A 19,851-nucleotide genomic window follows, 5' to 3' on the forward strand; every position below is an offset into this window, starting at 1 on the left:
GGAATATATGAATCTGAGAATCCTCGTATTCTCCAGGAGGAATGAATGTGAACAACGGACATTTAAATCAAATTTTGCTGATAACGGATGGCTGCTCAAACCATGGGGAAGACCCGCTTGCAATGGCTGCTTTTGCTAAAGAGCAGGGGATTACGGTAAATGTCATTGGTATAATGGAAGAAAATCAAATTGACCCTGAGGCAATGAAGGAAGTCGAAGGGATTGCACTTGCCGGAGGAGGCGTGCACCAAGTCGTTTATGCATCTCAGCTTTCACAAACTGTTCAAATGGTAACAAAGAAAGCGATGACGCAAACCTTACAAGGTGTAGTCAATCAAGAACTGAAACAGATTCTCGGAAAGAATGTGGAAATGGAAGAGCTTTCTCCGGAAAAACGCGGCGAAGTCATGGAAGTGGTAGACGAGCTTGGAGAAACGGTGCATCTTCAGGTTTTGGTTCTTGTTGATACAAGTGCAAGTATGGCGCCAAAGCTTCCAACAGTAAAAGAGGCGCTGATTGATTTGTCTGTAAGCCTCAATTCCCGAATTGGGAATAACGAATTTGCGATGTGTATATTTCCCGGGAAAAAACAAGAGGTCGAGCTTGTGCTGAACTGGACACCGAAGCTGCAATCTCTTTCCACACTCTTTGCAAAGCTTTCGACAGGCGGCATCACGCCGACAGGTCCGGCGATTCGTGAAGCGACACTGCAGTTTGAAAAAATACGCTCAAGAAGGGGCATGCTGGCAGATGATGAACGACGCTTTGACGAGTTTGGCATGTAGCCTCAAGCCGGGTACGACAATCAAAGGCAAGTGGAATGGAAACACTTATACATTGCGTAAACAGCTTGGTAAAGGGGCCAATGGAATTGTGTATTTGGCAGAAACATCAGATGGACATGTTGCCTTAAAGGTGAGTGATGACAGCCTGTCTATTACTTCTGAAGTGAATGTCTTGAAATCTTTCTCAAAGGCCCAGTCCGTTACGATGGGGCCTTCTTTTTTTGATACGGATGATGCCTATATTCCCAGTGCCAATACGAAAGTTTCATTTTATGCAATGGAATACATAAAAGGGCCGCTGCTTTTGAAGTATGTCAGTGATAAAGGAGCAGAGTGGATACCGGTATTAATGATTCAGCTGTTATCCAGCTTATCGGTGCTTCACCAGCAAGGATGGATATTCGGCGATCTTAAACCTGATAATCTGATCGTAACTGGTCCGCCCGCAAGGATCCGCTGCATTGATGTGGGCGGCACGACAAAGGAAGGCCGGGCGATAAAAGAGTATACGGAGTTTTATGACAGAGGCTATTGGGGGTATGGAACAAGAAAGGCAGAGCCATCCTATGATCTGTTCGCAGTTGCCATGATTATGATCAACAGTGTGCATAAAAAAGAATTTAAGAAAACGAACCAGCCCAAAGAACAGCTTAGGTCTCTCATCGAAGGAAACCCGCTGCTTCAAAAGTATAAAAAAGCGCTTTTTTCAGCCTTGAACGGAGATTATCAATCCGCAGATGAAATGAAAAAGGATATGCTAGACGCGGGGCAAAAAGCAGCACAAAGAAAACAGCCTATAAAAGCATCACCGCAGCCTGCCACACGACAAAGACAGCAAAAACCGCGCCAAGGAAAAATAACGAAGACGCGATATACCCCAAAACAGAAACCGGCTAAGTCGGGGGGGTTATTTGAAACAACGCTTATCGTGATCAGTGTTTTAGCGCTTTATTTCGCCTATATTATCTTTTTCTTAATCTGAATGGTGCAAACTGCAGAGCCTATGCTTCTTCTTTGCTTGGAGGGGTTGAAAGTGTTAGGATATGAATATCTTTAAAATACCTGCTCATTGTGAGGAGGACATTGTGAAAAGTGTCAAAGATTTTTTAAACAAACACAATCTTACGTTAAAAGGGGCGACAATCATTGTAGGCGTTTCCGGCGGTCCGGACTCAATGGCTCTTCTTCACGCGTTGCATACGTTATGCGGCCGTTCAGCGAATGTTATTGCAGCTCACGTTGACCATCGGTTCAGAGGTGCGGAATCCGAGGAGGACATGCGTTTTGTCCAAGCTTATTGTAAAGCTGAACAGCTCGTGTGCGAAACGGCTCAAATCAATGTAACCGCATATGCACAGGAAAAAGGACTCAATAAGCAGGCTGCAGCACGCGATTGCCGCTACCAGTTTTTTGAGGAAATCATGTCGAAGCACCAAGCGGACTATCTGGCTCTTGCGCATCATGGTGATGACCAGGTTGAAACAATGCTTATGAAACTGGCTAAGGGTACGCTTGGAACGGGACTTGCGGGAATGCAGCCGGTTAGACGTTTTGGGACAGGGCGGATCATCAGGCCGTTCTTAACCATTACAAAGGAAGAGATCCTTCACTATTGCCATGAAAACGGCTTGAGCTACCGGACGGATGAAAGCAACGCCAAAGATGACTACACAAGAAACAGATTCAGAAAAACAGTGCTCCCGTTTTTGAAGCAGGAATCTCCGGATGTGCATAAAAGGTTTCAGAAAGTGAGTGAAGCACTGACGGAAGATGAGCAATTCTTACAGTCATTAACGAAAGATGAAATGAATAAAGTAATCACAAGCCAGTCTAATACATCAGTTGAAATCAATTCCTCTCAATTGCTTGCCCTCCCGATGCCTTTACAAAGAAGAGGAGTTCAACTAATATTAAACTATCTTTATGAAAACGTTCCATCATCCTTTTCAGCCCATCACATTCAGCAGTTTCTCGATTGGGCGGAAAATGGCGGTCCTTCAGGAGTACTGGACTTTCCGAAAGGGCTGAAGGTGGTCAAATCATATCAGACATGTTTGTTTACATTTGAACAATGGCAGTGCAAAAATGTTCCCTTTGAATACCAAATTAGCGGAGCTGCTGATGAAACGGCAGTGCTCCCTAATGGATATCTGATAGAGGCAAGGCATTATGCGGACTCGCCTGAAGAACATGGGAATGCTGTTTTTATCACAAGTGAAAAAAAGGTGCGATTTCCCTTAACAATCCGGACGAGAAAAGCTGGAGACCGGATCAAACTAAAAGGGATGAACGGCTCAAAAAAGGTAAAGGATATATTTATTGATAAGAAATTGCCTCTCCAAGAAAGAGACAACTGGCCGATTGTGACGGACGCAAGCGGTGAAATTATCTGGATACCTGGCTTGAAAAAATCAATTTTTGAAGATCTTGTGATTCCAAACAGCGACCGCATTGTATTACAATATAGACAGCATGAAAAGTGTAGGGGGCAAGCAAAATCATGATGAAACATGATATCGAGAAAGTACTGATCTCAGAGGAAGAGATACAAAAGAAAGTAAAAGAGTTAGGTGCAGAATTAACGAGCGAGTATCAAGATACATTTCCGTTGGCAATCGGTGTGTTAAAAGGAGCACTTCCTTTTATGGCGGATCTTATCAAGCATATTGATACATATTTGGAAATGGATTTCATGGATGTATCAAGCTACGGAAATTCTACGGTTTCTTCTGGAGAAGTAAAAATCATTAAAGATTTGGATACATCTGTAGAGGGCCGGGACATCTTAATTATTGAAGATATCATCGACAGTGGGTTAACCTTAAGTTATCTCGTAGAGCTCTTCCGATACCGTAAAGCAAAATCAATTAAGATTGTTACCCTTTTGGATAAACCGAGCGGAAGAAAAGCGGACATCAAAGCAGACTTTGTCGGTTTTGAAGTTCCTGACGCGTTTGTAGTGGGTTACGGACTTGATTATGCTGAGCGCTATCGCAATCTGCCTTATATCGGAGTGTTAAAACCGGCAGTTTATGAAAGCTGATCGGCAGCCTGCTTCCGAGATGGTTATTGTTTGTATTGGAATGATTTTCTATGGTACTATTGAACATAGTTGTGCTTACTGTGGGAGGAGGTAAGGAATGAATCGGGTCTTCCGTAATACCATTTTTTATTTACTTATTTTATTAGTAGTAATCGGGGTTGTGAGCTACTTCCAGACCTCAAATCCGAAAACAGAAAATATGTCGTACAGTACGTTCATCAAAAACCTGGATGACGGGAAAGTTGATAGCGTATCGGTTCAGCCTGTCAGAGGTGTTTATGAGGTAAAAGGGCAGCTGAAAAACTACGACAAAGATCAATACTTTTTGACTCATGTTCCTGAAGGAAAGGGAGCAGACCAGATATTTAACGCTTTGAAAAAGACAGACGTAAAGGTTGAGCCCGCGCAAGAAACAAGCGGATGGGTGACGTTCCTGACGACCATCATCCCATTTGTCATTATCTTTATTCTGTTTTTCTTCCTGCTCAATCAGGCTCAAGGCGGCGGCAGCCGTGTCATGAACTTTGGCAAGAGTAAAGCGAAGCTGTATACAGAGGAAAAGAAACGCGTCAAATTTAAAGACGTTGCAGGGGCTGACGAAGAAAAGCAAGAACTTGTTGAAGTTGTTGAGTTTCTGAAAGATCCCCGCAAGTTTGCCGAGCTCGGCGCCAGAATACCGAAAGGCGTGCTTTTAGTCGGACCTCCGGGTACCGGTAAAACATTGCTTGCCAAGGCTTGTGCAGGAGAAGCCGGCGTACCTTTCTTCAGCATCAGCGGATCTGATTTCGTTGAAATGTTTGTAGGGGTCGGTGCTTCCCGTGTGCGTGACTTGTTTGAAAATGCGAAAAAGAATGCGCCTTGTTTGATCTTCATTGATGAAATTGACGCAGTCGGACGCCAGCGTGGCGCTGGTCTCGGCGGTGGACACGATGAACGTGAACAGACGCTAAACCAATTGCTTGTTGAAATGGACGGATTCAGCGCTAATGAAGGAATTATCATCATTGCTGCGACGAACCGTGCGGACATCTTGGACCCAGCCTTACTTCGTCCGGGACGTTTTGACCGTCAAATCACAGTGGACCGCCCAGATGTCATTGGCCGTGAAGCTGTATTGAAAGTCCATGCGAGAAACAAACCGCTGGATGAAACGGTTAACCTAAAATCAATTGCCATGAGAACACCAGGCTTCTCAGGCGCTGACTTAGAAAACCTCTTGAATGAAGCTGCGCTTGTAGCGGCTCGTCAAAACAAGAAAAAAATCGATGCGCGTGATATTGACGAAGCGACGGACCGTGTAATTGCCGGACCCGCTAAGAAGAGCCGCGTTATCTCCAAGAAAGAACGCAATATCGTGGCTTATCACGAAGGCGGACACACCGTTATCGGTCTCGTTTTAGATGAGGCAGATATGGTTCATAAAGTAACGATTGTTCCTCGGGGCCAGGCTGGCGGTTATGCTGTTATGCTGCCAAGAGAAGACCGTTATTTCCAAACAAAGCCGGAGCTGCTTGATAAAATTGTCGGCCTCTTGGGCGGACGTGTTGCTGAAGAGATTATCTTCGGTGAAGTCAGCACAGGGGCGCACAATGACTTCCAGCGTGCGACGAATATTGCAAGACGAATGGTTACAGAATTCGGTATGTCAGAAAAACTGGGACCGTTGCAATTTGGACAGTCTCAGGGCGGTCAGGTATTCTTAGGCCGTGATTTCAACAACGAACAGAACTACAGTGATCAAATCGCTTACGAAATTGATCAGGAAATTCAGCGCATCATCAAAGAATGTTATGAGCGTGCGAAACAAATCCTGACTGAAAATCGTGACAAGCTTGAATTGATTGCCCAAACGCTTCTGAAAGTTGAAACGCTTGACGCTGAACAAATCAAACACCTTATCGATCATGGAACATTACCTGAGCGTAATTTCTCAGATGATGAAAAGAACGATGATGTGAAAGTAAACATTCTGACAAAAACAGAAGAAAAGAAAGACGATACGAAAGAGTAATTCGCTTTCTTTCTAAAAAAACTGCCGGCTGACGCTGGCAGTTTTTTTATGTAAATGATTGGCTCAGCTGCGGCTTTTACAATCATCCAATTCTGGTATCGATTTGTTTACAAATGAGCCGCTGATCGTGTATGGTATTGTAGAATGTTTGTAAAAAGTAAAGTAGAGAAACTATTCAAAAGTGGTGATAGAGGTTGTTACTGGTTATCGATGTGGGGAACACCAATACTGTACTTGGTGTATATCATGATGGAAAATTAGAATATCACTGGCGTATAGAAACAAGCAGGCATAAAACAGAAGATGAGTTTGGGATGATTTTGCGCTCCTTATTTGATCACTCCGGGCTTATGTTTGAACAGATAGATGGCATTATTATTTCGTCAGTAGTGCCGCCAATCATGTTTGCGTTAGAAAGAATGTGCACAAAATACTTTCATATCGAGCCTCAAATTGTTGGTCCAGGTATGAAAACCGGTTTAAATATAAAATATGACAATCCGAAAGAAGTAGGGGCAGACAGAATCGTAAATGCTGTCGCTGCGATACACTTGTACGGCAATCCATTAATTGTTGTCGATTTCGGAACCGCCACAACGTACTGCTATATTGATGAAAACAAACAATACATGGGCGGGGCGATTGCCCCTGGGATTACAATTTCGACAGAGGCGCTTTACTCGCGTGCAGCAAAGCTTCCTCGTATCGAAATCACCCGGCCCGACAATATTATCGGAAAAAACACTGTTAGCGCGATGCAATCTGGAATTTTATTTGGCTATGTCGGCCAAGTGGAAGGAATCGTTAAGCGAATGAAATGGCAGGCAAAACAGGAACCAAAGGTCATTGCGACAGGAGGCCTGGCGCCGCTCATTGCGAACGAATCAGATTGTATAGACATCGTTGATCCATTCTTAACCCTAAAAGGGCTGGAATTGATTTATGAAAGAAACCGCGTAGGAAGTGTATAGGAGGTTTAGTAATGGATTATTTAGTAAAAGCACTTGCGTATGACGGAAAAGTTCGGGCTTATGCAGCGAGAACGACTGATATGGTAAATGAGGGGCAGAGACGCCATGGTACGTGGCCGACAGCATCCGCTGCACTAGGCCGTACAATGACAGCTTCACTTATGCTCGGCGCTATGCTGAAGGGCGATGATAAGCTGACCGTGAAAATCGAGGGCGGAGGTCCGATCGGAGCTATTGTAGCTGATGCCAATGCCAAAGGAGAAGTCAGAGCCTATGTCTCTAACCCGCAAGTTCATTTTGATTTAAATGAACAAGGTAAGCTTGATGTCAGACGTGCGGTTGGAACAAACGGAACGTTAAGTGTCGTAAAAGATTTAGGTTTGCGCGAGTTCTTCACAGGACAAGTAGAAATCGTTTCAGGAGAATTAGGAGATGATTTTACTTACTATCTTGTGTCATCTGAGCAGGTTCCTTCATCAGTGGGCGTAGGTGTGCTCGTAAATCCTGACAATACCATTCTTGCGGCAGGGGGCTTTATTATTCAGCTGATGCCGGGAACAGATGATGAAACAATCACAAAAATTGAACAGCGTCTATCTCAAGTAGAGCCGATTTCTAAGCTCATCCAAAAAGGGCTGACACCAGAAGAAATTTTAGAAGAAGTCCTAGGCGAGAAACCTGAGATTTTGGAAACGATGCCTGTCAGATTCCATTGCCCTTGTTCAAAAGAACGGTTCGAAACAGCCATTTTAGGACTAGGCAAAAAAGAAATTCAAGATATGATAGAAGAAGATGGACAAGCCGAAGCAGTATGCCATTTTTGTAATGAAAAGTACTTATTTACAAAAGAAGAGCTGGAAGGGCTTCGTGACCAAACTACCCGCTAAGCTCTTTAGCGGGTTTTTAATTTGAGAAAAGGGGCTGAAAGCAGGTTTGAAATCAAGAACAATCTGGACCATTATTTTAGGGGCGCTGTTGGTTTGCTGTATTGCTGTTGCATATACGCTGACGAAATCCCAAGCCGGCGCATCGTCATCCGGTGAGTCTATTGCGACTATCGGAGGCAAGAGTGTGACAAGAGAAGAATGGCTGAAAGAAATGGAAGATCAGTATGGTAAGTCAACGCTTGAAGATATGATCAATGTCCGAGTTGTTGAGCAGCTGGCTAAAAAGAACAAACTTAAAATATCCAAAAGCGAAGTTGATCGTGAGTTTTTGCTGATTAAAGCGGTCAATAATTCCTTTTACGAAGATGAACATACGACGGAGAAAGAGTGGAAAGACCAAATTCGTTATAATATCCTCCTTGAGGATTTGTTAACAAGGGATATCGATATCTCAAACAAAGAATTGGAATCATTCTATAATAAAAATAAGGAACTATATCAGTTTGATGATTCGTATCGAATTCGGCACATTGTTGTAAAAGATGAAGAAGAAGCAAGAGAAGTCCTGAAAGAACTGAAAGGCGGATCAAGCTTTGAAGCTGTCGCTGCCGAAAGATCTACAGACAGATATACATCACCATACGGCGGAGATTTAGGTTTTGTCACAGAGGCATCAGACAACATTCCATCAGCATACATTGAAGAGGCGAAAACACTCAAAGAGGATGAATGGTCTCAGGAACCAATAAAGGTCAGCAACGGATATGCCATTATCCAGCTGAAAGAAAAACTAAAGGCAAGAACGTTCTCATTTGATGAAGTAAAGGACCAGATCAGACGGCAAATCGCAATGGATCAGCTAGGCGATAAAGCGACAGTTAAGACACTTTGGAAAGAAGCCGATGTATCTTGGTTTTATGGGGAAAAAAGTACTAAGTGATTGACAAAAAATTTTGAAATTGATAGATTATATACATAATACCAATACAAATAGTCGGAAATTGAGGTGTCGAGAATGGTACGTGTAGCAAACTCCATTACTGAATTAATTGGGAATACGCCAATCGTTAAATTAAATCGCCTTGCAGATGAAAACAGTGCGGATGTATATCTAAAACTTGAATACATGAACCCTGGAAGCAGTGTAAAAGACCGTATCGGTTTAGCTATGATTGAAGCGGCTGAAAAAGAAGGAAAATTAAAAGCCGGTAATACAATCATTGAACCGACAAGCGGAAATACTGGAATCGGGCTTGCAATGGTTGCTGCTGCTAAAGGATTAAAAGCCATTTTGGTTATGCCTGATACAATGAGCATGGAGCGCCGCAACCTTCTTCGCGCATATGGTGCTGAGCTTGTGCTGACTCCTGGTGCGGAAGGCATGAAAGGTGCTATTAAGAAAGCTGAAGAGCTTGCTGAAAAGCACGGATACTTTGTGCCGCAGCAGTTTAACAACCCTTCTAACCCCGAAATTCACCGCCAAACAACGGGTAAAGAAATCGTTGAGCAATTCGGTGATGATCAGCTTGACGCATTTGTAGCCGGAATCGGAACGGGCGGAACGATTACGGGAGCGGGCGAAGTGCTGAAGGAAGCATACCCTTCCATCAAGATTTATGCTGTTGAACCGTCAGATTCCCCAGTGCTTTCAGGAGGAAAACCAGGCCCCCACAAAATTCAGGGAATCGGAGCAGGATTCGTGCCGGACATCTTAAACACTGAAGTATATGATGAAATCTTCCCTGTGAAGAATGAAGAAGCATTCGAATATGCCCGCAGAGCTGCACGTGAAGAAGGAATTCTCGGAGGCATCTCATCAGGTGCGGCAATTTATGCTGCTCTTCAAGTAGCAAAAAAACTCGGAAAAGGCAAAAAAGTATTGGCCATCATTCCAAGTAACGGCGAACGTTATCTAAGCACGCCGCTGTACCAATTCGATTAAAAAAAGCCAAAACTCCCGGTTCGCCGGGAGTTTTTTTATATTTCGTGCATCAAATATGCCATGTCTGCGACGAATGTTATTCTTGGAAGAGAAATTCACTTTTTTCACTAACAACATTGCTTTACAATTAAAAACAAGTAAAAAAGAAAATAGAGGAATGATACAAATGGCACAACGCAGACCGGCAGGCAAAAAAATACCTTTTCAAAAAGACTCATTCTTACAACAATTTGAGAAACTTGCGCAATCCCGGAAACATCATGTACTTCTCGAAAGTGCAAGAGGCGGCAGATATAGTATAGCCGGTCTTGATCCAATTGCGACTGTGAAAGGAAAAGACGGAATAACTACAATTAAGCATGGTGATGAGATGCTGTTTAAAGAAGGTGATCCATTACGGGCCTTCCACAGCTGGTTTAAAACACTGGAAACAGAAACGAATCATGAGTTCCCTGACTTTCAAGGCGGGGCAATCGGGTTTCTCAGCTATGATTACGCACGGTACATTGAAAATTTTAAAATGCTCTCATTAGATGATTTAGAAACACCAGATATTTATTTTCTTGTTTTTGATGATATAGCAGTTTATGACCATCAAGAAGAGTCTCTATGGCTGATTACTCATGTTAATGGTTCTGATCAGGAAACAGCGGATGTGAAGCTATCTGAGTTAGAGCAGATGTGGTTGACTGAGCTTCCCGCTGTCACTTCGCGAGAGATGAAGCCTGAAACAGCTGGTTCTTTCGCGGCGCCATTTACCGAGGATGGGTTCTCACAAGCTGTAGAGAAAATCAAACAATACATTGCCAGCGGAGATGTGTTTCAAGTCAATCTATCAATAAGGCAGTCACAGTCACTGTCTGTCCACCCATATCAAATTTACAAAACCTTGAGAGAAGTAAATCCTTCTCCTTATATGGCGTATTTAGAAACACCTGATTTCCAAATCATTTGCGGATCGCCTGAACTGCTTGTCAGCAAAAAGGGCAAGCTATTAGAGACGAGACCGATTGCGGGCACCCGTTCCAGAGGGAAAACAAATGAAGAAGACGAGGCGCTTGCAAACGAATTGATACACAATGAAAAAGAACGCGCGGAACATGTCATGCTGGTTGATCTTGAGCGAAATGATCTGGGAAGAGTATCACGTTACGGGTCTGTGCGCGTAAATGAATTCATGGCAATTGAAAAATACTCGCATGTGATGCACATTGTGTCTAATGTCCAAGGTGAACTGCAGGATGGGTATGATGCTGTAGATATTATTCATGCTGTGTTTCCCGGAGGAACCATTACTGGTGCACCGAAAGTAAGAACGATGGAAATTATAGAAGAACTTGAGCCGACACGCCGAGGGCTTTATACTGGATCTATAGGATGGTTTGGATATAATCACGATCTGCAGTTTAATATCGTCATTCGAACCATTTATGCAACCGGAGGGCAGGCATTTATGCAGTCCGGTGCAGGAGTTGTGATTGATTCTGTTCCGAAGCACGAATACAAGGAATCATTCAAAAAAGCTTTTGCGATGCAAAGAGCATTAGAGCTGAGCGAAGAAGAGACAAAAATTAGATGAGGTGAGCGGAGAAATGATTTTAATGATTGATAACTACGATTCATTCACGTACAACTTGGTACAGTATTTGGGCGAGCTTGGGGAAGAGCTGGTTGTGAAACGCAATGACAGCATCACAATCGATGAAATTGAAGAACTGTCTCCGGACTTTCTGATGATATCTCCCGGACCGTGCAGCCCTGATGAGGCGGGAATCAGCCTCGAAGCAATTAAACATTTCGCAGGGAAAATTCCTATTTTCGGTGTATGTCTCGGACATCAGTCCATCGCACAAGTGTTCGGTGGTGATGTTGTTAGGGCAGAACGGCTTATGCACGGGAAAACCTCGGATATCGAGCATGACGGCAAAACCATTTTTGAAGGGTTGAAAAATCCCCTTGTTGCGACGCGATACCACTCGCTGATCGTAAAACCTGAGACGCTGCCAAGCTGTTTTACAGTAACAGCACAAACGAAAGAAGGAGAAATCATGGCTATTCGCCACAATGACCTCCCGATAGAGGGTGTGCAATTTCACCCAGAGTCTATTATGACCTCCTTTGGGAAAGAAATGCTCAGAAATTTTATTGAGACATATCGCAAGGAAGTTATTGCGTGATGATATATGTGAACGGCCGGTATATGGAGGAGAAAGATGCAGTTCTTTCTCCTTTTGACCATGGGTTTTTATATGGGATCGGTGTTTTCGAAACCTTCAGGCTCTACGAAGGCTGCCCGTTTTTGCTTGATTGGCATATAGAGAGGCTTGAACGCGCGCTTAAGGATCTGCAAATCGAATATACTGTTTCAAAGCATGAGATCCTTGAGATGCTGGACAAGCTGCTTAAGCTAAATGATATCAAGGATGGCAATGCCCGCGTCAGACTGAACATATCAGCGGGAATCAGCGATAAAGGCTTTGTCGCCCAGACGTACGATAAGCCCACCGTTTTATGCTTTGTGAATCAGCTGAAACCAGAAAGTCTTCCTTTGCAAAAAGAAGGAAAGGTTTTATCGATACGGAGAAACACTCCAGAGGGATCGTTCCGGTTAAAATCTCATCATTATCTAAATAATATGTATGCGAAACGGGAAATTGGAAATGATCCGCGTGTCGAGGGAATTTTCTTAACGGAGGATGGAGCTGTTGCAGAGGGTATCATATCTAATGTCTTCTGGAGAAAAGGTCGCTGTATCTATACGCCATCGCTTGATACCGGTATTCTGGACGGCGTCACGAGACGTTTTATCATAGAAAATGCAAAGGATATCGGCCTGGAGCTCAAAACGGGCCGATATGAGCTAGAAGCTCTCTTGACAGCTGACGAAGCGTGGATGACGAACTCGGTTCTTGAAATCATCCCGTTTACTAAAATAGAAGAAGTAAACTATGGAAGCCAAAGCGGAGAAGCAACCTCCGCTCTTCAATTGTTATACAAAAAAGAAATAAAGAACATGATTCATGAAAAGGGAGGAAGAGCATGGCGCAGCACACAATAGATCAAACACAAGTAATCCACACTAAGCCCAGCGCTTTATCATATAAAGAGAAGACGCTGGTGATGGGAATTTTAAACGTAACGCCTGACTCTTTCTCGGACGGCGGAAAATATGACAGCTTGGACAAGGCGCTGCTGCACGCGAAAGAGATGATCGATGATGGTGCCCATATCATTGATATTGGAGGGGAATCGACAAGGCCTGGCGCTGAGTGCGTATCTGAGGATGAGGAGATGTCCAGAGTCATTCCGGTGATTGAGCGGATTACGAAAGAGCTTGGTGTTCCTATTTCTGTAGACACGTACAAGGCTTCTGTCGCAGATGAAGCAGTGAAAGCCGGTGCATCCATTATCAATGATATTTGGGGAGCCAAACATGATCCGAAGATGGCTTCCGTTGCAGCTGAACATAATGTTCCAATTGTACTCATGCATAACCGCCCTGAAAGAAACTACAATGACTTATTGCCGGATATGCTGTCGGACTTAATGGAGAGTGTAAAAATTGCTGTTGAGGCCGGAGTAGACGAGAAGAACATTATTCTTGATCCTGGTATCGGTTTCGCGAAAACCTATCACGATAACTTGGCAGTGATGAACAAACTAGAGATTTTCAGCGGATTGGGATATCCGGTTCTTCTGGCAACCTCCCGAAAAAGATTCATCGGACGTGTTCTGGATCTTCCGCCTGAGGAGCGGGCTGAGGGCACAGGCGCGACTGTGTGTCTCGGCATTCAAAAAGGCTGTGACATTGTCAGGGTCCATGATGTAAAGCAAATTGCCAGAATGGCGAAAATGATGGACGCGATGCTGAATAAGGGAGGGGTGCACCATGGATAAAGTTTATGTAGAAGGTATGGAGTTTTACGGATATCACGGTGTGTTCACAGAAGAAAACAAACTTGGCCAGCGGTTTAAAGTCGATTTAACCGCTGAGCTGGATTTAAGCAAAGCTGGACAGACAGACGACCTTGAGCAAACGATCAACTATGCTGAGCTCTATCACGTATGTAAAGATATCGTGGAAGGGGAGCCTGTGAAATTGGTGGAAACGCTGGCGGAACGTATTGCTGGCACTGTTCTCGGAAAATTTCAGCCTGTTCAGCAATGTACGGTGAAAGTGATTAAGCCAGACCCGCCAATTCCCGGACACTATAAATCAGTAGCAATTGAAATTACGAGAAAAAAGTCATGAACAACATAGCTTATATTGCACTTGGATCTAATATTGGAGATAGAGAAACGTATTTAAGGCAAGCAGTGGCTTTACTGCATCAGCATGCTGCGGTGACAGTCACTAAAGTGTCGTCTATTTACGAAACTGACCCGGTCGGATACGAAGATCAAGCTCAATTTTTGAATATGGCTGTTGAAATCAAGACATCATTGAACCCTTTTGAACTCCTTGAACTGACGCAGCAGATAGAAAATGAATTAGGCAGAACAAGGGAAGTAAGATGGGGGCCGCGGACGGCAGACCTTGACATTTTGTTATTTAATCGTGAAAATATTGAAACAGAGCAACTAATTGTTCCGCATCCGAGAATGTATGAGCGTTTGTTTGTCCTTGCGCCGCTTGCGGAAATTTGCCAGCAGGTTGAAAAAGAGGCTACAAGCGCCGAAACAGACCAAGAAGGTGTAAGAGTATGGAAGCAGAAATCTGGGGTAGACGAATTCGTGCATTCAGAAAGCTGAAAGGTTATACTCAAGAAGGATTTGCAAAAGCATTAGGTATATCAGTTTCTATTCTCGGCGAAATTGAACGCGGAAACCGATTGCCGTCTGCTGCCATCATTCAAGATGCAGCAGATGTTTTAAATATAAGTGCGGACGAATTGGCGCCGCCAGAAAAATAGAACAAATGAAAGGAGGAGAAAAATTGTTCAAAATCGGAGATATTCAATTGAAAAACCGGGTTGTGCTCGCACCTATGGCTGGTGTCTGCAACTCTGCGTTCAGATTGACTGTAAAGGAATTCGGAGCCGGATTGGTATGCGCTGAAATGGTCAGTGACAAAGCGATCCTTTACAACAATGCAAGAACAATGGGTATGCTTTATATTGATGAACGTGAGAAACCACTGAGCCTTCAAATTTTCGGAGGAAAAAAGGAAACCCTTGTGGAAGCGGCGAAGTTTGTAGACCAAAACACAACTGCTGATATCATTGATATTAACATGGGATGTCCCGTGCCGAAGATTACAAAATGCGATGCGGGAGCCAAATGGCTTCTCGATCCTGATAAGATTTACGAAATGGTTTCTGCAGTAGTGGATGCTGTTAATAAGCCAGTTACAGTGAAAATGAGAATGGGCTGGGATGAAGACCACATTTTCGCAGTGAAAAATGCACAGGCTGTAGAACGTGCGGGCGGTAAAGCAGTGGCGCTTCACGGCCGTACGAGAGTGCAGATGTACGAAGGAACGGCAAACTGGGATATCATCAAAGAAGTAAAACAATCAGTATCGATTCCGGTTATCGGAAACGGCGATGTTAAGACACCGCAGGATGCTAAGCGTATGCTCGATGAGACAGGAGTAGACGGGGTCATGATCGGACGCGCTGCATTGGGTAACCCGTGGATGATTTACCGTACGGTTCAGTATCTTGAAACAGGTAAATTAAAAGAAGAGCCGCAAGTACGCGAAAAAATGGCCGTATGCAAACTGCATCTTGACCGCCTGATTGACTTAAAAGGTGAAAACGTAGCGGTAAGAGAAATGAGAAAGCACGCTGCATGGTATCTGAAAGGCGTGAAAGGCAATGCGAACGTTCGTAATGAAATCAATCATTGCGAGACGAGAGAAGAGTTTGTACAGCTTTTAGATGCATTTACGGTTGAAGTTGAGGCAAAAGAGCTTCAAAATGCAAAAGTAGGATAATACTCACCTCTATTTGCTGCTCACTGCTAGTTTTACGCTGGCAGTTTTTCTGCTTTTTTCATGAAACAATATCTGTAATGGAGTGATAACAATGAGTCAAGAAGAGCATAACCATGAAGAATTGAATGATCAGCTGCAAGTCAGACGCGATAAAATGAATCAGCTGAGAGATAACGGCATCGATCCATTCGGCGCACGTTTTGAAAGAACTCATCAGTCTCAAGAAGTTATTTCGGCATATCAAGATCTAACCAAAGAAGAGTTAGAAGAAAAAGCGATTGAAGTTACAATCGCAGGCCGCATGATGACAAAACGCGGCAAAGGAAAAGCCGGCTTTGCCCATCTTCAGGATTTAGAAGGCCAAATCCAAATCTACGTAAGAAAAGACAGTGTCGGTGACGACCAATATGAAATCTTCAAGTCTTCTGACCTCGGTGATCTTATCGGCGTAACCGGAAAAGTCTTCAAAACAAATGTAGGCGAATTGTCTGTTAAAGCAACTTCCTTTGAATTGCTGACAAAAGCGCTTCGTCCGCTTCCTGACAAATACCATGGTTTAAAAGACGTTGAGCAGCGCTACCGTCAGCGCTATCTGGATCTTATCGTAAACCCAGACAGCAAACATACGTTCATTACACGAAGCAAGATCATTCAAGCTATGAGAAGGTACCTTGATGATCATGGATACTTAGAAGTAGAAACACCTACAATGCACAGCATTCCTGGGGGAGCTTCTGCACGTCCGTTTATCACTCACCACAACGCGTTAGACATTCCACTCTATATGCGTATTGCTATCGAACTGCACCTAAAACGTCTAATTGTCGGCGGTTTAGAAAAAGTATATGAAATCGGCCGTGTTTTCCGTAACGAAGGTGTCTCTACACGCCATAACCCTGAATTTACAATGATTGAGTTATATGAAGCATATGCGGACTATAAAGATATCATGAGCTTAACTGAAAACCTTGTCGCTCATATCGCCCAAGAAGTGCTTGGCACAACTACGATTCAATACGGGGAAGAGCAAATCGACCTTAAACCGGAGTGGAAAAGAATCCATATGGTTGACGCAGTCAAAGAAGCGACCGGCGTTGATTTCTGGGAAGAGGTTACTGTTGAGCAGGCGCGTGAATATGCAAAAGAACATGAAGTAGAAATTAAAGACTCTATGACAGTAGGCCATATCATCAACGAATTCTTCGAACAAAAAATTGAAGAAACGCTTATTCAGCCAACGTTTATTTACGGGCATCCTGTAGAAATTTCTCCTCTTGCTAAGAAAAACCCTGAGGACCCGCGTTTTACAGACCGTTTTGAGCTGTTTATCGTTGGCCGTGAACATGCCAACGCGTTTACAGAGCTGAATGATCCTATTGATCAAAGAGAACGCTTTGAAGCGCAATTAAAAGAGCGTGAAGCCGGTAATGATGAAGCTCATTTAATGGATGAAGACTTTGTTGAAGCTCTGGAATACGGTATGCCGCCAACAGGAGGTTTAGGCATCGGTATCGACCGTCTGGTTATGCTGCTGACGAATGCCCCTTCTATTCGCGATGTGCTGTTATTCCCGCAAATGAGACAACGCTAATAAAAAAGAGCGGTATCCTCCATAGGGAAAGGATGCCGCTCTTTTTAAATCCCTTAGTATTTCTTCAAAAAAACTATTGCACTATTATTTACTAGGTGGTATATTATTATTCGTTGCCGCTAAACAAGGCGATAACGAAAAAAAGAACTTCAAAAAAAGTTATTGACTTCACTGAGTCAACGAGTTATAATAATAAAGTCGCTTGAACGAAGTGAACAAAATGATCTTTGAAAACTAAACAAGACAAAACGTACCTGTTAATTCAGTTTTTAAAAATCGCACAGCGATGTGCGTAGTCAGTCAAACTACTTTATCGGAGAGTTTGATCCTGGCTCAGGACGAACGCTGGCGGCGTGCCTAATACATGCAAGTCGAGCGGACAGATGGGAGCTTGCTCCCTGATGTTAGCGGCGGACGGGTGAGTAACACGTGGGTAACCTGCCTGTAAGACTGGGATAACTCCGGGAAACCGGGGCTAATACCGGATGGTTGTTTGAACCGCATGGTTCAAACATAAAAGGTGGCTTCGGCTACCACTTACAGATGGACCCGCGGCGCATTAGCTAGTTGGTGAGGTAACGGCTCACCAAGGCAACGATGCGTAGCCGACCTGAGAGGGTGATCGGCCACACTGGGACTGAGACACGGCCCAGACTCCTACGGGAGGCAGCAGTAGGGAATCTTCCGCAATGGACGAAAGTCTGACGGAGCAACGCCGCGTGAGTGATGAAGGTTTTCGGATCGTAAAGCTCTGTTGTTAGGGAAGAACAAGTACCGTTCGAATAGGGCGGTACCTTGACGGTACCTAACCAGAAAGCCACGGCTAACTACGTGCCAGCAGCCGCGGTAATACGTAGGTGGCAAGCGTTGTCCGGAATTATTGGGCGTAAAGGGCTCGCAGGCGGTTTCTTAAGTCTGATGTGAAAGCCCCCGGCTCAACCGGGGAGGGTCATTGGAAACTGGGGAACTTGAGTGCAGAAGAGGAGAGTGGAATTCCACGTGTAGCGGTGAAATGCGTAGAGATGTGGAGGAACACCAGTGGCGAAGGCGACTCTCTGGTCTGTAACTGACGCTGAGGAGCGAAAGCGTGGGGAGCGAACAGGATTAGATACCCTGGTAGTCCACGCCGTAAACGATGAGTGCTAAGTGTTAGGGGGTTTCCGCCCCTTAGTGCTGCAGCTAACGCATTAAGCACTCCGCCTGGGGAGTACGGTCGCAAGACTGAAACTCAAAGGAATTGACGGGGGCCCGCACAAGCGGTGGAGCATGTGGTTTAATTCGAAGCAACGCGAAGAACCTTACCAGGTCTTGACATCCTCTGACAATCCTAGAGATAGGACGTCCCCTTCGGGGGCAGAGTGACAGGTGGTGCATGGTTGTCGTCAGCTCGTGTCGTGAGATGTTGGGTTAAGTCCCGCAACGAGCGCAACCCTTGATCTTAGTTGCCAGCATTCAGTTGGGCACTCTAAGGTGACTGCCGGTGACAAACCGGAGGAAGGTGGGGATGACGTCAAATCATCATGCCCCTTATGACCTGGGCTACACACGTGCTACAATGGACAGAACAAAGGGCAGCGAAACCGCGAGGTTAAGCCAATCCCACAAATCTGTTCTCAGTTCGGATCGCAGTCTGCAACTCGACTGCGTGAAGCTGGAATCGCTAGTAATCGCGGATCAGCATGCCGCGGTGAATACGTTCCCGGGCCTTGTACACACCGCCCGTCACACCACGAGAGTTTGTAACACCCGAAGTCGGTGAGGTAACCTTTTAGGAGCCAGCCGCCGAAGGTGGGACAGATGATTGGGGTGAAGTCGTAACAAGGTAGCCGTATCGGAAGGTGCGGCTGGATCACCTCCTTTCTAAGGATATTTTACGGAATATAAGACCTTGGGTCTTATAAACAGAACGTTCCCTGTCTTGTTTAGTTTTGAAGGATCATTCCTTCGAAACGTGTTCTTTGAAAACTAGATAACAGTAGACATCACATTCAAGTAATACAAGATATCACATAGTGATTCTTTTTAACGGTTAAGTTAGAAAGGGCGCACGGTGGATGCCTTGGCACTAGGAGCCGATGAAGGACGGGACGAACACCGATATGCTTCGGGGAGCTGTAAGCAAGCTTTGATCCGGAGATTTCCGAATGGGGAAACCCACCACTCGTAATGGAGTGGTATCCATATCTGAATTCATAGGATATGAGAAGGCAGACCCGGGGAACTGAAACATCTAAGTACCCGGAGGAAGAGAAAGCAAATGCGATTCCCTGAGTAGCGGCGAGCGAAACGGGATTAGCCCAAACCAAGAGGCTTGCCTCTTGGGGTTGTAGGACACTCTGTACGGAGTTACAAAGGAACGAGGTAGATGAAGAGGTCTGGAAAGGCCCGCCATAGGAGGTAACAGCCCTGTAGTCAAAACTTCGTTCTCTCCTGAGTGGATCCTGAGTACGGCGGAACACGTGAAATTCCGTCGGAATCCGGGAGGACCATCTCCCAAGGCTAAATACTCCCTAGTGACCGATAGTGAACCAGTACCGTGAGGGAAAGGTGAAAAGCACCCCGGAAGGGGAGTGAAAGAGATCCTGAAACCGTGTGCCTACAAGTAGTCAGAGCCCGTTAACGGGTGATGGCGTGCCTTTTGTAGAATGAACCGGCGAGTTACGATCCCGTGCAAGGTTAAGCA

General features: G+C 44.6%; 18 protein-coding genes and 2 rRNA genes (1 of these 20 running past the window's edge). All 20 read left to right on the forward strand.

Annotated features, from left to right (window positions below):
- The first annotated feature begins 47 nt into the window (after nt 1-47).
- The gene (locus NST22_RS00395) at nt 48-785 is read left to right on the forward strand and encodes a VWA domain-containing protein (RefSeq protein WP_003243782.1); all 738 of its coding nucleotides are present in this window, start codon (nt 48-50) and stop codon (nt 783-785) included.
- Nucleotides 751-1,767: a serine/threonine protein kinase PrkT gene (prkT, locus tag NST22_RS00400; protein WP_009966278.1), complete on the forward strand. Its 1,017-nt coding sequence runs from the start codon at nt 751-753 to the stop codon at nt 1,765-1,767. The genes NST22_RS00395 and prkT overlap by 35 nt, the downstream gene beginning before the upstream one ends.
- 103 nt (nt 1,768-1,870) lie before the next feature.
- Nucleotides 1,871-3,289 carry a tRNA lysidine(34) synthetase TilS gene (gene tilS / locus NST22_RS00405; RefSeq protein ID WP_003243704.1) on the forward strand — a complete coding sequence of 473 codons (1,419 nt, stop codon included), beginning with the start codon at nt 1,871-1,873 and terminating at the stop codon, nt 3,287-3,289.
- Nucleotides 3,286-3,828, forward strand: coding sequence for a hypoxanthine phosphoribosyltransferase (hpt, locus tag NST22_RS00410; RefSeq protein WP_003226700.1), 543 nt, complete (start codon nt 3,286-3,288; stop codon nt 3,826-3,828). The genes tilS and hpt overlap by 4 nt, the downstream gene beginning before the upstream one ends.
- Nucleotides 3,829-3,925: 97 nt before the next feature.
- Nucleotides 3,926-5,839 (forward strand): ATP-dependent zinc metalloprotease FtsH, encoded by a 1,914-nt coding sequence (ftsH, locus tag NST22_RS00415; protein WP_003243881.1) that lies wholly within the window; start codon nt 3,926-3,928, stop codon nt 5,837-5,839.
- A gap of 194 nt (nt 5,840-6,033) precedes the next feature.
- Nucleotides 6,034-6,810, forward strand: a complete 777-nt coding sequence (locus NST22_RS00420) for a type III pantothenate kinase (RefSeq protein ID WP_010886388.1) — start codon at nt 6,034-6,036, stop codon at nt 6,808-6,810.
- An 11-nt stretch (nt 6,811-6,821) separates the two neighbouring features.
- On the forward strand, nt 6,822-7,697 hold the full coding sequence (gene hslO / locus NST22_RS00425; protein ID WP_003226695.1) for a redox-regulated molecular chaperone HslO: 876 nt from the start codon (nt 6,822-6,824) through the stop codon (nt 7,695-7,697).
- A 46-nt stretch (nt 7,698-7,743) separates the two neighbouring features.
- Complete coding sequence (locus tag NST22_RS00430) at nt 7,744-8,637, forward strand: peptidyl-prolyl cis-trans isomerase (protein WP_003243824.1); 894 nt, start codon at nt 7,744-7,746, stop codon at nt 8,635-8,637.
- Nucleotides 8,638-8,712: 75 nt separating this feature from the next.
- Nucleotides 8,713-9,639: a cysteine synthase A gene (gene cysK, locus NST22_RS00435; RefSeq protein ID WP_003244491.1), complete on the forward strand. Its 927-nt coding sequence runs from the start codon at nt 8,713-8,715 to the stop codon at nt 9,637-9,639.
- 166 nt (nt 9,640-9,805) lie between these two features.
- Nucleotides 9,806-11,218: an anthranilate synthase component I family protein gene (locus tag NST22_RS00440; protein WP_003242468.1), complete on the forward strand. Its 1,413-nt coding sequence runs from the start codon at nt 9,806-9,808 to the stop codon at nt 11,216-11,218.
- Between the two features lie 13 nt (nt 11,219-11,231).
- Entirely contained in the window at nt 11,232-11,816 is a 585-nt protein-coding gene (pabA, locus tag NST22_RS00445; RefSeq protein WP_003243797.1) for an aminodeoxychorismate/anthranilate synthase component II, read from the forward strand.
- On the forward strand, nt 11,816-12,697 hold the full coding sequence (gene pabC, locus NST22_RS00450) for an aminodeoxychorismate lyase (protein ID WP_003244544.1): 882 nt from the start codon (nt 11,816-11,818) through the stop codon (nt 12,695-12,697). The genes pabA and pabC overlap by 1 nt, the downstream gene beginning before the upstream one ends.
- Nucleotides 12,679-13,536, forward strand: coding sequence for a dihydropteroate synthase (gene folP, locus NST22_RS00455; protein WP_003242672.1), 858 nt, complete (start codon nt 12,679-12,681; stop codon nt 13,534-13,536). Before pabC ends, folP begins: the two co-directional genes overlap by 19 nt.
- On the forward strand, nt 13,529-13,891 hold the full coding sequence (gene folB / locus NST22_RS00460; RefSeq protein WP_003242949.1) for a dihydroneopterin aldolase: 363 nt from the start codon (nt 13,529-13,531) through the stop codon (nt 13,889-13,891). Before folP ends, folB begins: the two co-directional genes overlap by 8 nt.
- Nucleotides 13,888-14,391 (forward strand): 2-amino-4-hydroxy-6-hydroxymethyldihydropteridine diphosphokinase, encoded by a 504-nt coding sequence (gene folK / locus NST22_RS00465; protein WP_003242690.1) that lies wholly within the window; start codon nt 13,888-13,890, stop codon nt 14,389-14,391. Before folB ends, folK begins: the two co-directional genes overlap by 4 nt.
- Nucleotides 14,343-14,552: a helix-turn-helix transcriptional regulator gene (locus NST22_RS00470; RefSeq protein WP_003226678.1), complete on the forward strand. Its 210-nt coding sequence runs from the start codon at nt 14,343-14,345 to the stop codon at nt 14,550-14,552. The genes folK and NST22_RS00470 overlap by 49 nt, the downstream gene beginning before the upstream one ends.
- 23 nt (nt 14,553-14,575) lie before the next feature.
- Nucleotides 14,576-15,577, forward strand: a complete 1,002-nt coding sequence (gene dusB, locus NST22_RS00475; RefSeq protein WP_003243741.1) for a tRNA dihydrouridine synthase DusB — start codon at nt 14,576-14,578, stop codon at nt 15,575-15,577.
- Between the two features lie 91 nt (nt 15,578-15,668).
- Nucleotides 15,669-17,168: a lysine--tRNA ligase gene (gene lysS, locus NST22_RS00480; protein ID WP_003242743.1), complete on the forward strand. Its 1,500-nt coding sequence runs from the start codon at nt 15,669-15,671 to the stop codon at nt 17,166-17,168.
- 310 nt (nt 17,169-17,478) lie between these two features.
- Nucleotides 17,479-19,028 (forward strand): 16S ribosomal RNA (locus tag NST22_RS00485).
- 167 nt (nt 19,029-19,195) lie between these two features.
- Nucleotides 19,196-19,851: ribosomal RNA gene (locus tag NST22_RS00490) — 23S ribosomal RNA — on the forward strand; it runs 2,272 nt beyond the window's last position.
- Together the 16S and 23S rRNA genes form the textbook arrangement of a ribosomal RNA operon.

The sequence above is a fragment of the Bacillus sp. PS237 genome (genome assembly GCF_037963345.1).
GTDB classification, from domain to species: Bacteria; Bacillota; Bacilli; order Bacillales; family Bacillaceae; genus Bacillus; species Bacillus subtilis.